Raw genomic sequence first — 15,074 nt, 5'->3', positions numbered from 1 at the left:
AGGCGGCCCCAAGGCCATGTCCGAGCTGGCCGCCTCCCCTGGGCTTGATCCCAGCACCATGCTCAGTGGCGGCAGCCTCGAGGATGTGATCCGGGTGCGTGGCGCACGCCAGCACAACCTGCGCAACGTCGATCTCACCCTGCCGCGCAACCGGCTGGTGGTGTTCACCGGGGTGAGCGGCAGCGGCAAGAGCTCCCTGGCCTTCGACACGATCTTCGCCGAGGGTCAGCGCCGCTACGTGGAGAGCCTCTCCGCTTATGCGCGTCAGTTTCTTGGCCAGGTGGACAAGCCCGACGTCGACGCCATCGAGGGGCTCTCCCCGGCGATCTCGATCGATCAGAAATCCACCAGCCACAACCCCCGCTCCACGGTCGGCACCGTCACCGAGATCCAGGACTACCTGCGCCTGCTGTTCGGCCGTGCCGGTGAGCCCCACTGCCCCCAGTGCAACCGCTCGATCCGGCCCGAGAGCATCGACGAGATGGTCGATCGGATCGCCACCCTGCCGGAGGGCACCCGCTACCAGTTGCTGGCGCCCGTGGTGCGGGGCAAGAAGGGTACCCACACCAAGCTGCTCTCCGGTCTGGTGGCCGAGGGCTTTGCCCGGGTTCGCATCAATGGTGAGGTGAGAGAGCTCTCCGACAACATCGAACTCGACAAGAACCACGCCCACAACATCGAAGTGGTGGTGGACCGGCTGGTGGCCCGCGAGGGCATCACCGAGCGGCTCACCGATTCCCTGCGAACCTGCCTCAAGCGGGGCGATGGCCTGGCCCTGGTGGAGGTGGTGCCCAAGACCGGCGAGGAGCTGCCTGAGGGCGTTGAGCGGGAACGGCTCTACTCCGAGAATTTCGCCTGTCCCGTGCACGGGGCCGTGATGGAGGAGCTCTCGCCCCGGCTGTTCTCCTTCAACAGCCCCTATGGCGCCTGCGCCGACTGCCACGGCATCGGCCATCTGCGCCGGTTCACCCTGGAGCGGGTGGTGCCCGATCCTTCCTTGCCGGTCTACGCGGCGATCGCTCCCTGGAGTGACAAGGACAACAGCTATTACTTCTCCCTGCTCTACAGCGTGGGTGAGGCCTTCGGCTTCGAGATCAAGACCCCCTGGAACCAGCTCAGCGATGAGCAGCGCCAGGTGGTGCTCCATGGCAGCGAGGAGCCGATCGCCATCCAGGCCGACAGCCGCTACCGCAAGAGCCAGGTGTACCAGCGACCGTTCGAGGGGATCCTGCCGATCCTGGAGCGTCAGTTGCGTGACGCCAGCGGCGAGTCGGTGCGTCAGAAGCTGGAGCAGTACCTGGAGATGGTGCCCTGCGGCACCTGCCATGGGCTGCGTCTGAGGCCCGAGGCCCTGGCGGTGCGGGTGGGGCCCTACGCCATCCATGAACTCACCGCCGTGAGCGTGGCTGAAACCCTCGAGCGGATTGAGGCCTTGATGGGGGTGGCCCAGGGTGCCAAGCCCCTGCTCACACCGCGTCAGATCCAGATCGGTGACCTGGTGCTGCGGGAGATCCGCATGCGCCTCAAGTTCCTGCTGGATGTGGGCCTTGATTACCTCAGCCTCGATCGGCCGGCCATGACCCTCTCCGGTGGAGAGGCCCAGCGCATCCGCCTGGCCACCCAGATCGGGGCGGGTCTCACCGGGGTGCTCTACGTGCTCGATGAGCCCAGCATCGGCCTGCACCAGCGCGACAACGATCGGCTGCTCAACACCCTCTTCAAGCTGAGGGATCTTGGTAACACCCTGATCGTTGTGGAGCACGACGAGGACACGATCAGGGCTGCGGATCATCTCGTCGACATCGGACCCGGTGCTGGCGTGCACGGCGGGCACATCGTGGCGGAGGGGTCCCTCCAGAACCTGCTCGAGGCCGAGGAGTCGCTCACCGGCGCCTACCTCAGTGGCCGCCGCTCCATCCCCACCCCGGCTGAGCGGCGTTCGGCCGGCAGCCGCAAGCTCACCCTGGTCAACTGCCGCCGCAACAACCTCCAGGGTCTCGATGTCGACATCCCCCTCGGCCGGCTCGTGGCCGTCACCGGGGTGAGCGGCAGCGGCAAGAGCACCCTGATCAATGAGCTGTTGCATCCAGCTCTCGAGCACAAGCTCGGCCTGCGGGTTCCCTTCCCCTCCGGCCTTGACGAGCTGCGCGGCATCCAGTCGGTCGACAAGGTGATCGTGATCGACCAGAGCCCGATCGGCCGTACCCCCCGCTCCAACCCGGCCACTTACACCGGCGCCTTTGATCCGATCCGCCAGGTGTTCGCCGCCACCGTGGAGGCCAAGGCCCGCGGCTATCAGGTGGGTCAGTTCAGCTTCAACGTGAAGGGAGGCCGGTGCGAGGCCTGCAGCGGTCAGGGAGTGAATGTGATCGAGATGAACTTCCTCCCTGATGTCTATGTGCAGTGCGACGTCTGCAAGGGAGCTCGCTACAACCGCGAAACCCTGCAGGTGGCCTACAAGGGCTTCACCATCGCCGATGTCCTGCAGATGACGGTGGAGCAGGCTGCAGACGTCTTCAGCGCCATCCCCCAGGCTGCAGATCGTCTGCGCACTCTGGTGGACGTGGGTCTGGGCTACATCAAGCTCGGGCAGCCAGCCCCCACCCTCTCCGGCGGTGAGGCCCAGCGCGTGAAGCTGGCCACCGAACTCTCCAAACGCGCCACCGGCAAGACCCTCTATCTGATCGATGAACCCACCACGGGCCTGAGCTTCTACGACGTGCACAAGCTCATGGACGTGATGCAGCGCCTAGTGGACAAGGGCAATTCGATCGTGGTGATCGAGCACAACCTCGATGTGATCCGCTGTGCCGACTGGCTGATCGACCTGGGACCGGAAGGGGGCAACAAGGGGGGTGAAATCGTGGTGGCCGGCACTCCGGAGCAGGTGGCGGAGCACCCCACCAGTCACACGGGCCGGTATCTCAAGCAGGTGCTCGCCCAGCATCCACCTCTGGCCATCGTGTCCTGACGGACCGGAGCACACACAGGCGCTGAGGAGAGATCATGGAGATCCTCGGGTGCCACACTTGCGCGCGCTTCGTTCCGCTCCGGCTGCTCCTCTGCTGCTCACCTTCGCCGGGCTGTTGATCTCGGTGCCGTTCCTGCAGACTCCTGCCAGGGCACTGGAGCAGGTGGAGCTGCGCTTGCCGTTGCTTGAGACAAGCTTCAGCGTCAAGCTGGAGGAGCTCAGCCATCCCGATCGGCTGCTCGCCGGCAGCAGTGATCTGGCTGAACTGGACCAGGCCACCAACGGGCTCATCGGTCGCAAGCTTGTGGGCCTGTTCAATGCCCCGCTGCCGCTGCAGGTGCCGGCGGTGGTGAACGAAGCCGAAGGGTCGCCCATGCTCAACCAGGCGCTGCTCCTGGTCTCCGCCCTGGGGGGCATCGACGGTCTGCCTGCCCACCTCGAGGGAAAAGATCTCTCCAGGGTGCTGGACAAGGCGGCGGCCCAGGGCCCTCTGACCATGCTGAGCGTGATGAAGGCCCTCCCGGGCACCACCGCCTCGGTGGACCTGAGCCGGGCCCTGTTCGTGGTCCGGCGGCTGGCCAGTCAGCAGCAACCAGCCGATCGACTGATGGCCGGGCGAACTCCGGCGAGTGTCGATCCGGCCCTCAGCCAGCCCGGACCTCTCACGGTGGAACGGAAGCTGATCACCCTGCCGGCCCCCCACCGGCCAAAGCCGCTGCAGGTGGTACAGATCAGCCCCACCAGAGGGGCGAGCGGCCGACTGGTGGTGATCTCCCATGGGCTCTGGGACGCACCGGAGAGCTTCGAGGGCTGGGCCAGCCATCTGGCCAGCCACGGCTACACGGTGCTGTTGCCCTACCACCCGGGCAGTGATCAGGGTCAGCAGCAGGCCATGCTCTCCGGCAAGGTCCCTCCTCCGGGGGCGGATGAGCTGCGTCTGCGGCCCCTGGATGTCTCGGCCGTGATCGATGGGGCCGCCGCGGGCCTTGCCGGCTTGCCCACGACGTTGAACACCAAGTTCGTGGCCGTGCTCGGTCAGTCGTGGGGGGCCACCACCGTGCTGCAGCTGGCGGGAGCCAGGCCCAGCGACAGCCAGCTCCAGACTCGCTGCGACGAGGTGCTGGACCCGGAGCGCAACCTCAGCTGGGTGCTGCAGTGCAGCTTCCTCGGTACCGCTGATCAGGCGGCCCTGGCCGATCCCCGCGTCAAGGTGGGTGTGGCGGTGAGTCCGCCGATGTCGCTGCTGTTCGACACCGGAGCGGGACAGGGCATGAACGCCCGCGTCTTGCTGGTGAGCGGCACCCGCGACTGGGTGGTGCCACCGGATCCGGAAGCGATCCGGCCCATGCGCCGAGAGGCCAGCCGTGGCGGGGGTGGCCATCGCCTCGTGCTGGTCCGTGGTGGCGATCACTTCAACCTGGGCTCCACCCTGGCGGAGGGCGGGGGTGCTCTTCGAGGGTTGCTTCTGGCCTGGACCAACGGCGGCTTCGCCGCCGGTGCCGCTGCTCAACCCGGCCCGGGGGCTCCCGACCTGCTGCCCGCCAATGGCTGGGGTGACGCCGGTATGGCCTTGGTGGAGATCACCCCGGCTCAGCTGGGGTCTCCCTGACCCGGACACTGAAGGTTCAGGGGCTGGATTCCGCTTCGCCGGTTTCCGGCTCCAGGGACGCGGCGTGCTCGGTGTTCAGATCCGGCATCCAGTAGCTCAGATCGTCGTGCCAGTACAGACGGCCCGCCAGCCGATCGGTGCTGAGCCTGGTGTTGCCCAGCTTGCTGATCAGGTTCCCTAGCTCCAGGGGAGAGAGATCGGTGCTGATGTCGTTGCCGGCGATCCGAAGCAGCTCCGGCAGGCGTGTCACGACACTGGGCTGGGCCAGTTTGCGGAACACCTCCCGGATCACCAGTTGCTGGCGTTCCATCCGGCCAATGTCGCCCAGCTCGTCGTTGCGGAAGCGCAGGAACCCCTCGAGGTCCTTGCCCTTGAGTAACTGCGGGCCTGGGTAGAGATCGATGTAGAGACCCTGGCGGCTGTCGGTGTAGTACATCCGCTTGGGCACATCCACCTCGACACCCCCCAGGGCTTCGGCAAGGTTCTGCACCGCATCCAGATTCACTAGCAGATAACGGTCGACCGGGGTGGAGAGCAAGGTGGTGAGCTCCTCCTTGACTGCCTCCACCCCACCGGAGGCGTAAAGGGCGTTGGCCTTGAGCACACCGAAGCGACTGGATTCGATGAACGTGTCCCGAGGCACCTGGGTGAGCTTGGTGGTGCCGTCGTGGATGTCGACGACCACCATCACGTCGGTGCTGCCGCTGATCTGGTCGGAGCCCAGGATCAAGATGCGGTGCTGGTCGACGGGGAGCGCCGGCACCAGCTTGCCGAGAGTTGGTGCCGTGTGGTTCAGTGCCGCCAGGACGGGACCGATCAGCCGTGGCAATGGGCCTGCCAGGCCATAGCCCAGGCCGATGCCGCTGGCGAAGGCCAACAGGATGGCCGGGCGCAGGGCACGCCTGAGCCAACCCATGGGCTTGGGTTTGGTCTCGCCGCGCCCCTGGCGACGGCTGAGGGCAATCACCGTGGCGGCCGCTCGCTCAGCCTGATTGGCAGCGTCGACCTTGCCGGCGGCTGGACGGTTGGGGCGACGCTGGGCCTGGGCCATGGGGAATCCTGACCGGCGCACCATAAAACCGAAAACGGCTGAAGGCCAGGGGGCAGCGCTGCTCAGCTTGCCGCGACCACTGTGATCTTTCCGGCGGCACGATCAGCCCGTGCCCGTGCTTCGGCCACGTCCGCCCCGGCGGCCAGGGCCACCCCCATGCGGCGATTGGGGCGGGCGTTGGGTTTGCCGAAGAGCAGCACCTGAGTGTCTGGCTCTGCCAGGGCTTCGGCCACGCCGGTGTAAGCCACGGCGTCGAGGGTCTGATCCGCCAGGATCACCCGGCTGGCGGCGGCTGAGCTGGAGCGGATCGCGGGGATCGGCAGGCCCAGCACCGCCCGCAGGTGCAGCTCGAATTCGCTCAGGTTCTGCCCCATCAGGGTGACGAGGCCAGTGTCGTGGGGGCGGGGGGAGAGCTCGGAGAAGACCACCTCCTCCCGGCCTGGTTCGCCGCAGAGGAAGAACTCCACCCCGAACAGCCCGGCGCCCCCCAGTTCGTCGGTGACGGCCAGGGCCATGGCCTGGGCGGCCGCCAGCTGCGCTTCGCCGAGCGCGGCCGGCTGCCAGCTGCATTGGTAGTCGCCGCGCTCCTGCACATGGCCGATCGGCGGGCAGAAGAGGGTGGGGCCCGACCAGGGCCTGACCGTGAGCAGGGTGATCTCCAGCTCGAAGGACAGGAACTCCTCCACGATCACCCGGGCGCCGGCACCCCGGGCCCCATCCAGGGCCGCCTGCCAGGCGGCGACCAGGCCGTCCTCTGATCGCACCACGCTCTGGCCCTTGCCGGAGGAGCTCATCACCGGCTTCACCACCACGGGCCAGCCCAGGGGAGCCGCGGCCGTCGCCAGCTCCTCGGCACTCTCGGCGTAGGCGAAGCGGGCCGTACGCAGGCCGAGCGTGCCGGCAGCCAGATCCCGGATCCGGTCGCGGTTCATGGTCACGGCCGTGGCACGGGCGGTGGGAATCACCGTGATCCCTTCCGCTTCGATTGCGGCCAGGGCATCCACGGCCAGGGCCTCGATTTCCGGGATGACCAGATCGGGGCGGTGGCGCCTCACGACTGCCTTGAGGGCCTCCGGGTCGGTCATGGCGATCACCTCCGCCTGATCGGCCACCTGCATCGCCGGCGCACTGGGATAACGGTCGACGGCGATGACCCGGCACCCCAGCCGCTGGGCGGCGATGGCCACCTCCTTACCCAGTTCACCGCTGCCCAGCAGCATCAGGGTTCGCGGGAAGGGGGCTGCGGCCATGGGCTTGTGGAGATCTTTCCCGATCTTCGCCCCCGGCAAAGCCTGCTAGAGAAGGCATCCGCGCCCGACCACCTTGCTGAGCCTGCTGTTCGCCTTCTCCACCGCCGGTGATGCCGATGCCGGCCTGGTGTTCGGCCAGGACATCGCCACGTTCCAGAAGTGGGCCCTGATCTATCTGGTGCTCTCCTCGCTGGGGTTCGTGGCCGTGTGGGTGGTGGGTTACCTGCGCCGCTGAGGCCCCGCCGGGAACCGCTCAGGCCCCCGGGATCAGATCCAGCTGGCGCACCGGCGGCTCCTCGCTGATGAACCCGTAGGCCTCGAACACACCCGCATCGGGATGGGTGATGTGCTGCCCGTCGCTGTGCCGCTCCAGGCTGAACCCCTCAGCGGCCATGCGCCGCATCAGGGCCGCCGCCTCCTCGAAGCGGGCCGCCATGGCCTCGAGGCTGGCGCAGTCGGCGGTCAGACCCTGTTCCTTCCAGGTGAAGTAGGCCACTTCAGACTCCCGTTTCTTCATTCACCTCTCAAGTCTGCTGCTGCCGATCCGCTCAGGGCAACAGCAGCAATCCCAGCAGCACCAGCAGCGCGCTCGCCCCCCAGAAGCGCACCACCACCGTCAGCTCGGGCAGGCCCCCCAGTTCGAAATGGTGATGCAGCGGTGCCATGCGGAACAGGCGGCGGCCCTGGCCATCGGGCCCCTTGGTGGCCTTGAACACCCACACCTGCAGGATCACCGAGAGCGATTCCGCCAGGAACACGCCTCCCATCAGCAGCAGCGGCCAGAGGCTGTCGCTGAGCAGGGCCACCGCGCTCAGGGCCGCCCCCATGGCCAGCGAGCCGGTGTCGCCCATGAACACCCGGGCCGGGTGGCGGTTGTGGGCCAGGAACCCCAGCCAGGCCCCGGCCATGGCGGCGCAGAAGCCGGCCATGGCCGGATCCCCCAGGGACCCCCGCAACATCAGCTGGGCGCCGAAGCCGGTGAAGACGATGGCGCCGCAGCCGGCCGCCAGGCCATCGAGGCCGTCGGTGAGGTTGGTGGCGTTGCTCTCCGCCAGGAACACGAACAACCCCAGGGGCAGGATCAGCAGACCGAGGGGCAGCACCCAGCCCAGGGCCAGGGAGACATCGGGGTGGATCCAGAGGTTCCGCTGGGCCCAGGCCAGGAACAGAGCCGCCGCCAGGGCCTGAAGCAGCAGTTTGCCCCGGGGGGTCAGGCCAGTGTTGGTCTGGCGGGTGAGGCTGCGCCAGTCGTCGATGCCGCCGATGGCCAGGTAGGCCAGGGTGATTGCCGCCACCGCCAGCAGCCGGTCATCGCCGGGGGAGACCAGTCCCCCCACGATCACCCCTGCCGGCACCGCCAGCAGGCCGCCCATGGTGGGCGTTCCGGCCTTGCCGTGGTGGCCCTGGGGGCCTTCCTCCCTGATCACCTGGCCGAGTTTCAGGGCCCTCAGTCGGGGCACCCCCCAGTGGCAGAGCGCCCAGCTCACCAGGGCGGCCACCAGCAGGGGCGGTGTGAGCTGGGGAGCGCCGCTGAGGCCGTCGCAGAGCACGCAGACAATCAGCAGGCCCAGGGTCAGTCCCAGGGCACTGAGCCGACCATCGACTGGGGCTGCGGTGGCCCCTGGGGCCGGCACTGGGTTTGTTCGGGCCAAGACTCCGGGCGCCGCCGTGGCGCTGTGGCGATGCGGCCGGACCTTAGGTCAGGATCTCAATCTTCCCAGTTCTCATCCGACTGCTCATCGGCCTGGTTGTACTCCTCCTTCTCGCCCATCAGAGCCGAGAGCTCCTCTTCTTCCACCGTGCTCACATCCGGAGCGGCGGTTTCCTCATCGGCCACCAGGCGGCCACTGCTCTCCAGCCAGCTGAGCAGGTCGGGCTCATCCCGCAAGGGCAGCACCGGCGCCGGCTCATCCCGCCGGTAGCGGGTGAGGGAGGGGTTGATGCTGTCGAGGGTGCTCATGGAAAGCCTGTGAAGCGTGCAACCGTTGGACGCCGATCGACCACCATAAGCCAGCACCTCGAACCATCCCCTTGGCCGACAGCAAACTCCGTTCGCTGCTCCTGGGCTGGAGCCTGGCTCTGTTGATCAGTGCCCTGCTGGTGTCGGCCGGCCAGCGCTGGCCCGAACCCCTGGCCGTGGTGCCCTGGAAGGTGTGGGCTCTGGTGCTGATCCCACCGCTGCTGATGGGGGCCTGGATCGCCAGCCGCTGGGACCGGGTGCCGGCCGCAGCCGCGGGCCGCTCCGGTGACGGTGACGAGGGACAATCCTGCAACAGCTCGCACGTACAGGACTGAGGGGATGGCACAGGAGCAGGGCGCCAGGGCAAAGCGGGTGGTGCTCGCCTACTCCGGCGGGGTGGATACCAGTGTCTGCATTCCCTACCTCAAGCAGGAATGGGGCGTGGAGGAGGTGATCACCTTCGCCGCCGATCTCGGCCAGGGCGACGAGTTGGAGCCGATCCGCCAGAAGGCGCTCGACTCCGGCGCCAGCCAGTCGATCGTGGGGGATCTGATCGATCCCTTCATCCGCGAGTTCGCGTTCCCCGCCATCCGCGCCAATGCTCTCTACGAGGGGCGCTATCCCCTCTCCACAGCCCTGGCCCGTCCCCTGATCGCCCGCCGGTTGGTGGAGGTGGCGCGGGAGCAGGGCGCCGATGCCGTTGCCCATGGCTGCACGGGCAAAGGCAATGATCAGGTGCGTTTCGATGTGGCGATCGGTGCCCTGGCTCCCGATCTGAAGGTGCTCACCCCGGCGAGGGAATGGGCCATGAGCCGTGAGGAAACGATTGCCTACGGCGAGCGCTGCGGCATCCCGGCGCCGGTGAGCAAGAAGAATCCCTATTCGATCGATCTGAACCTGCTGGGCCGCAGCATCGAGGCGGGTCCGCTGGAGGATCCGATGGTGGAGCCTCCCGAAGAGGTGTTTGCCATGACCCGCTCGATCCGCGACACCCCGGATGAGCCCCAGGTGGTGGAGATCAGCTTCGAGCAGGGCAATCCGGTGGCGATTGATGGCGTCAGCCTCGATCCGGTCGGTGTGATCCGCCGCGCGAATGAGCTTGCTGGCCTCCATGGCTTCGGCCGCCTCGACATCATCGAGAACAGGGTGGTGGGGATCAAGTCAAGAGAGATCTATGAAACGCCAGGCCTGCTGCTGCTGATCCGTGCCCACCAGGAGCTGGAGAGCCTCACCCTGGCTGCTGACGTGGTGCGTTACAAGCGCCAGATCGAATCCAGCTGGGCTGATCTCGTCTATCAGGGTCTCTGGTTCGGTCCACTCAAGCAGGCCCTTGATGGTTTCCTGGATTGCACCCAGGCCACGGTCAACGGCGTGGTGCGTCTGCGCCTGCACAAGGGCAATGCGGTGGTGATCGGTCGTGCCAGCAGCAGCGACAGCTTGTATGTGCCCGCCATGGCCACCTATGGCAGTGACGATCGCTTCGATCACCGGGCCGCCAAGGGATTCATCTATGTGTGGGGGATGCCCACGCGCCTCTGGGCGGCCAGTCGGCGTCAGGCTTGAGGCAGCTAGCCGCCAGGCGAGGAGACTTAACGCCTAAGCCAACGCTGTCGCAGGGCCCGTAATGGCGCCAGTGCTTCCTGCTGGCTTGACTCTGAGGCTGGCCTGCGCTCGCTCTCGGGGTCGGGCGGGGGAGGTGGTGGTGCCGGAGGGAGCAGGCGCCTGGCCTGCTCCCTGAGGGCCTGATTGTCCTGGGCCAGCAGCTGCTGCTGATCGAGCAGGGGTTGCAGGCGCTGATGAAATTTTCGCTCGAAGATCTGGGGCAGATCCCTGATCAGCTCCTCGAGATCGGCCAGTTGGCGTCGCGCCCGGTCAAGGTCCTGCTGGCAGGTCAACAGCTGGGCCTTGGTGGCCTCCAACTCAAGATTTGTCTCCCTCAGGGCGCTTCTCAGCCGGTCTTCCGGTTTCTGCGACTCCGGCTCTGGGCTGCGCAGTTCGGCCGGAATCGGCACCGGCGTGTTTCCTGGCCTGGGGAGGTCTGTAGCCATGAGCTCGCCAGGGATGAGGGCTGACCCATCATCCCCAGATTGGGCGGGATCCGTCGATCCGTGCTGGCTCAGCTCTCGGCTGCCACCGGCTCGGCTGCCGCAGGAGCACTGCGGGGGGTGGGCAGTGGACCGTCCTGCTTGACGGTGAGGTAGCGGATCACGTCCTCGCTGAGGCGCATGGCGCGTTCGAGCAGGGCCACCTGCTGGCCGTCACCGTCGTGGTTGAGCTGAACGTAAATGCCTTCGCGGTGCTTGGCGATCGTGTAGGCCAGGCGGCGCTTGCCGCGCATCTGGCAATCGAGCACTTCAGCGCCTGCTTCGGTGAGCAGATCGCGGTACTTGGCCACATGGGTTTCCACCTCTTCCTCCGGGATGTCCGGACGAAGGATGTACATGGTTTCGTAGTAAGGCTTCTGCGACATGGGGGGCTGAGGCTCCGTGATGGGCTCGTGGGAGGCCGGCGGCAGAGCGCTGCCAGCAACGGATCAATCAGCCTACCTGCCGGTCTTCTCCCTCTCCCCACGCTCCCGCCAGTGACGTCAATAGAGCTGCATCCGCACCGCTTCCGAGACCGTGGGGATGTCGGGTTCACGGCCACGGATGCTCTGCACCACCGAGAACACCACCAGCAGCAGGGTGCCCAGAAACACGGTGTTGCTGAGGGTGCGCAAAGCAAAGCCTCCCCCCAGCGGGCGCAGCAGAACGCTGAAGGCCAGCGACAGCAGGATCAGCACGATGTCGATCAGGATCGCCTGCAGCACGTTGAAGCGAATGAAGTAGGGCACCCGGGCATTGCGCACCACCGCCAAAAACAGCACCAGGAAGAGCAGAAAGCCCCCGAAGGGAATCTGCTGCTGCAGGGCCATCAGCGGCAGGGCCGGCAGCACCAGCCACTGCAGGGCCGGCACCAGGCTGAACAGGGCCTCACCGAAAGGCACCCCATCACTCCAGGGCAGCAGATAGGCCAGTACGGCCAGGAGCCGTTGCCAGAGCGGGGGGCCTTCCATGGATGCGGGACTGGGTGGCTGCACTCCGCCCAGGCTAGGGGGAGAGCTCACGTGGGCCGGTGTCAGGCGTTGCCCAGCTGATCGAGGGCGGCCTGGCGCATCGCCGCCAGCGGCAGCGGCATGGGCTCGGAGTGGCCTCGCTCTGGCTCACCGAGCCAGAGCCGCAGGGCGGCGGCCCCTTGCTGCACCAGCATCTCCAGGCCATCGAGCACACCGCAGCCCCGCTGACGGCCCTCCTGCAGCAGGCGGCTTGGCCGGGGAGTGTAGATCAGGTCGTAGATCAGGCTGCCCGCACGCAGAGCGTCGAGCTCAGCCGCATCCAGAGGGCAGGCGCTGGAGCTGGCTCCCATGCCCACCGGGGTGGTGTTGACCACCAGATCGGCCTCAGCCAGCGCCTTGATCAGATCGCCGCGCTCACCGGCCGCTGCCGGCCAGGCCACCCCACTCAGCTGCGCTGCCCAGGACCCGCACTCCGCCTGAAACGCCGCCAGGGCATCGGGCCGCCGCCCGGCCAGCTGAATGCGCTCCAGTCCCAGCTCCACCAGTGCCGCCACCACAGCCCGGGCACTGCCGCCGCAGCCCAGCACCAGGGCCCGCCCCCCCGCCAGGTCCGGCACCGAAACCCCTTCCGCGTTGGCGATGCCACGCAGCGGCGCCAGGAAGCCCTCCACGTCGGTGTTGGTGCCCAGCCAGCCGCCGCCCTCGCGCCGCACCAGGGTGTTCACGGCCCCGACCCGCCGGGCCAGGGGGGTGAGCTCCGCCGCCAGCTCCGCCACCGCCCGCTTGTGGGGCAGCGTCACGTTCAGCCCGCGGCAGTCGATGGCCTCCAGCGCCCTCACCACCACCGCCAGATCATTGGCCTGCACCGGCAGGGCCAGATAGACCCAGTCGAGGCCCAACTGCCGGAGGGCGGCGTTGTGCATGGCCGGAGAAAGAGAATGGCGAATCGGATCGCCGAGAACGGCCACGAGCGAGGTGTGGGCGGAGATCTCAGGGGGCATGGCGGCTGGGGTCTGGGGCGATGCCGGCAGCGAAATGTACGGGTCTGGCCGCCGCCCGCCCGCCCACTGTTCGGAAACCACACCTCGCCTGCGGTGGCCCCCACTGCTGAAGATGCATGGGACAGAACATTCAATTCAGAGGAGGTGAGAACCCATGGGCAAGGTTGTCGGCATTGACCTGGGCACGACGAACAGCTGCGTGGCGGTGATGGAGGGCGGCAAGCCCACTGTGATCGCCAACGCAGAAGGGTTCCGGACCACACCATCAGTGGTGGCCTACACCAAGAACCAGGATCAGCTGGTGGGCCAGATCGCCAAGCGCCAGGCGGTGATGAACCCTGAGAACACCTTCTACTCGGTGAAGCGGTTCATCGGCCGCCGGGTCGATGAGGTGAACGAAGAATCGAAGGAAGTGAGCTATGGCGTCGAGAAGGCGGGCGCCAATGTGAAGGTGAAGTGCCCGGTGCTGAACAAGCAGTTCGCCCCTGAAGAGGTGAGCGCCCAGGTGCTGCGCAAGCTGGCCGACGACGCCGGCAAGTACCTCGGTGAAACCGTCACCCAGGCGGTGATCACGGTGCCGGCCTACTTCAACGACTCCCAGCGTCAGGCCACCAAGGATGCCGGCAAGATCGCCGGCCTCGAGGTGCTGCGCATCATCAACGAGCCCACGGCGGCGGCCCTGGCCTACGGCCTGGATCGCAAGAGCAACGAGCGCATCCTGGTCTTCGACCTGGGCGGCGGCACGTTCGACGTCTCGGTGCTCGAGGTGGGCGATGGCGTCTTCGAGGTGCTCTCCACCAGTGGCGACACCCACCTGGGCGGCGACGACTTCGACAAGGTGATCGTCGATCATCTGGCCGCCAGCTTCAAGGCCAATGAGGGCATCGATCTGCGCCAGGACAAGCAGGCCCTGCAACGCCTGACCGAGGCGGCCGAGAAGGCCAAGATCGAGCTCTCCAGTGCCACCCAGAGCGAGATCAACCTGCCGTTCATCACGGCCACTCCCGAGGGTCCCAAGCACCTCGATCTCACCCTCACCCGGGCGAAATTCGAGGAGCTGGCCTCCAAGCTGATCGACCGCTGTCGCGTGCCGGTGGAGCAGGCGCTCAAGGACGCCAAGCTCTCCTCGTCAGAGCTTGATGAAGTGGTGATGGTGGGTGGTTCCACCCGCATCCCCGCCGTGCTCGAGCTGGTCAAGCGGGTCACCGGCAAGGAGCCCAACCAGACGGTGAACCCCGATGAGGTGGTGGCCGTGGGTGCCGCGATCCAGGGCGGCGTGCTGGCCGGTGAGGTGAAGGACATCCTTCTCCTCGATGTCACCCCGCTGTCGCTGGGCGTCGAAACCCTGGGTGGCGTGATGACCAAGATGATCACCCGCAACACCACCATCCCCACCAAGAAAGCCGAGGTGTACTCCACCGCGGTGGATGGACAGACCAACGTCGAGATCCACGTGCTTCAGGGTGAGCGCGAACTTGCCTCCGACAACAAGAGTCTCGGCACCTTCCGCCTCGACGGCATCCCGCCGTCGCCCCGCGGCGTCCCCCAGATCGAGGTCACCTTCGACATCGACGCCAACGGCATCCTCAGCGTCACCGCCAAGGACAAGGGCAGCGGCAAGGAGCAGAGCATCTCGATCACCGGGGCTTCCACCCTCAGTGAGACCGAGGTGGAGAAGATGGTGAAGGATGCCGAGACCAACTCGGCGGCCGACAAGGAGAAGCGCGAGCGCATCGACCTGAAGAACCAGGCCGAAACTCTCCTCTACCAGTCGGAGAAGCAGGTCACCGACCTGGGCGACAAGGTGAGCGCTGAGGTGAAAACCAAGATGGAGGAGAAGCGCCAGCAGCTCCAGGAGGCTCTCGACAAGGAGGACTACGAGGCCATGAAGACCCGACTCGAGGAGCTCCAGAAAGAGCTCTATGAAGTGGGCGCCTCCGTCTACCAGCAGGCCGGCGCTGAAGCCGGTGCCAGCGCTGGAGAACCCGGCGGCAATGGTGCTGCCGGCGCCACGTCGTCCTCAGGCCCCAGTGCCGATGATGTGATCGACGCCGAGTTCACCGAGAGCAAGTGATCGACCCGTGATCGTGGCTGGGTGGCCGCTGACGCTGCCCGGCTCGATCGTTGATCTTGGCCTCAACCAGGAAAGCCCTCTTTGCAGTGCAAAGAGGGCTTTT

At 66.9% G+C, this 15,074-nt stretch carries 15 protein-coding genes; 6 read left to right on the top strand and 9 right to left on the bottom strand.

Annotated elements, in window-relative coordinates:
• Positions 1-16: 16 nt before the first annotated feature.
• Together uvrA and WH5701_RS12155 are read left to right on the top strand one after the other, a co-directional pair.
• Positions 17-2,971 carry an excinuclease ABC subunit UvrA gene (uvrA, locus tag WH5701_RS12160; RefSeq protein WP_006172715.1) on the top strand — a complete coding sequence of 985 codons (2,955 nt, stop codon included), beginning with the start codon at positions 17-19 and terminating at the stop codon, positions 2,969-2,971.
• 58 nt (positions 2,972-3,029) lie between these two features.
• Positions 3,030-4,580 (top strand): alpha/beta fold hydrolase, encoded by a 1,551-nt coding sequence (locus WH5701_RS12155; RefSeq protein ID WP_006172714.1) that lies wholly within the window; start codon positions 3,030-3,032, stop codon positions 4,578-4,580.
• A 16-nt stretch (positions 4,581-4,596) separates the two neighbouring features.
• Here the strand turns inward: WH5701_RS12155 and WH5701_RS12150 are convergent, their stop codons facing one another.
• Both WH5701_RS12150 and purT read right to left on the bottom strand, forming a co-directional pair.
• Entirely contained in the window at positions 4,597-5,631 is a 1,035-nt protein-coding gene (locus WH5701_RS12150; protein ID WP_006172713.1) for an LCP family protein, read from the bottom strand.
• 62 nt (positions 5,632-5,693) lie between these two features.
• Positions 5,694-6,881: a formate-dependent phosphoribosylglycinamide formyltransferase gene (gene purT / locus WH5701_RS12145; protein WP_006172712.1), complete on the bottom strand. Its 1,188-nt coding sequence runs from the start codon at positions 6,879-6,881 to the stop codon at positions 5,694-5,696.
• A gap of 73 nt (positions 6,882-6,954) precedes the next feature.
• On the opposite strand from purT, the gene WH5701_RS12140 reads away from it, so the two are divergent.
• The gene (locus tag WH5701_RS12140; protein ID WP_006172711.1) at positions 6,955-7,116 is read left to right on the top strand and encodes a hypothetical protein; all 162 of its coding nucleotides are present in this window, start codon (positions 6,955-6,957) and stop codon (positions 7,114-7,116) included.
• 18 nt (positions 7,117-7,134) lie between these two features.
• On the opposite strand, the gene WH5701_RS12135 is transcribed toward WH5701_RS12140, so the two are convergent.
• From WH5701_RS12135 to WH5701_RS12125, 3 genes are all read right to left on the bottom strand, one after another.
• Positions 7,135-7,377 carry a hypothetical protein gene (locus tag WH5701_RS12135; protein WP_037981382.1) on the bottom strand — a complete coding sequence of 81 codons (243 nt, stop codon included), beginning with the start codon at positions 7,375-7,377 and terminating at the stop codon, positions 7,135-7,137.
• Between the two features lie 52 nt (positions 7,378-7,429).
• Entirely contained in the window at positions 7,430-8,515 is a 1,086-nt protein-coding gene (mraY, locus tag WH5701_RS12130) for a phospho-N-acetylmuramoyl-pentapeptide-transferase (protein WP_006172709.1), read from the bottom strand.
• Positions 8,516-8,589: 74 nt separating this feature from the next.
• Positions 8,590-8,841, bottom strand: coding sequence for a DUF3134 domain-containing protein (locus tag WH5701_RS12125; protein WP_006172708.1), 252 nt, complete (start codon positions 8,839-8,841; stop codon positions 8,590-8,592).
• 71 nt (positions 8,842-8,912) lie between these two features.
• Between WH5701_RS12125 and WH5701_RS12120 the strand changes: the two genes are divergently transcribed.
• Both WH5701_RS12120 and WH5701_RS12115 read left to right on the top strand, forming a co-directional pair.
• Positions 8,913-9,176 (top strand): hypothetical protein, encoded by a 264-nt coding sequence (locus tag WH5701_RS12120; protein WP_006172707.1) that lies wholly within the window; start codon positions 8,913-8,915, stop codon positions 9,174-9,176.
• Positions 9,177-9,180: 4 nt separating this feature from the next.
• On the top strand, positions 9,181-10,404 hold the full coding sequence (locus WH5701_RS12115) for an argininosuccinate synthase (protein ID WP_006172706.1): 1,224 nt from the start codon (positions 9,181-9,183) through the stop codon (positions 10,402-10,404).
• Between the two features lie 26 nt (positions 10,405-10,430).
• Here the strand turns inward: WH5701_RS12115 and WH5701_RS15830 are convergent, their stop codons facing one another.
• From WH5701_RS15830 to WH5701_RS12095, 4 genes are all read right to left on the bottom strand, one after another.
• Positions 10,431-10,889: a hypothetical protein gene (locus tag WH5701_RS15830; RefSeq protein ID WP_156776744.1), complete on the bottom strand. Its 459-nt coding sequence runs from the start codon at positions 10,887-10,889 to the stop codon at positions 10,431-10,433.
• 68 nt (positions 10,890-10,957) lie between these two features.
• A complete protein-coding gene (gene rpsF / locus WH5701_RS12105; RefSeq protein WP_006172704.1) occupies positions 10,958-11,311 on the bottom strand; it encodes a 30S ribosomal protein S6 in 354 nt (117 codons plus the stop codon).
• Between the two features lie 117 nt (positions 11,312-11,428).
• Complete coding sequence (locus tag WH5701_RS12100) at positions 11,429-11,896, bottom strand: Tic20 family protein (protein WP_006172703.1); 468 nt, start codon at positions 11,894-11,896, stop codon at positions 11,429-11,431.
• A gap of 62 nt (positions 11,897-11,958) precedes the next feature.
• Positions 11,959-12,897, bottom strand: coding sequence for a shikimate dehydrogenase (locus WH5701_RS12095; RefSeq protein ID WP_006172702.1), 939 nt, complete (start codon positions 12,895-12,897; stop codon positions 11,959-11,961).
• 154 nt (positions 12,898-13,051) lie between these two features.
• Here WH5701_RS12095 and dnaK point away from each other — a divergent pair, with 154 nt between their 5' ends.
• Entirely contained in the window at positions 13,052-14,971 is a 1,920-nt protein-coding gene (gene dnaK, locus WH5701_RS12090) for a molecular chaperone DnaK (protein WP_006172701.1), read from the top strand.
• The last annotated feature ends 103 nt before the right edge of the window (positions 14,972-15,074 follow it).

The organism is Synechococcus sp. WH 5701 (assembly GCF_000153045.1).
GTDB lineage: Bacteria > Cyanobacteriota > Cyanobacteriia > PCC-6307 > Cyanobiaceae > Regnicoccus_A > Regnicoccus_A antarcticus.
The sequence above is the reverse complement of the archived record's forward strand: the minus strand, read 5'-3'. Positions and strand labels throughout refer to the sequence as shown.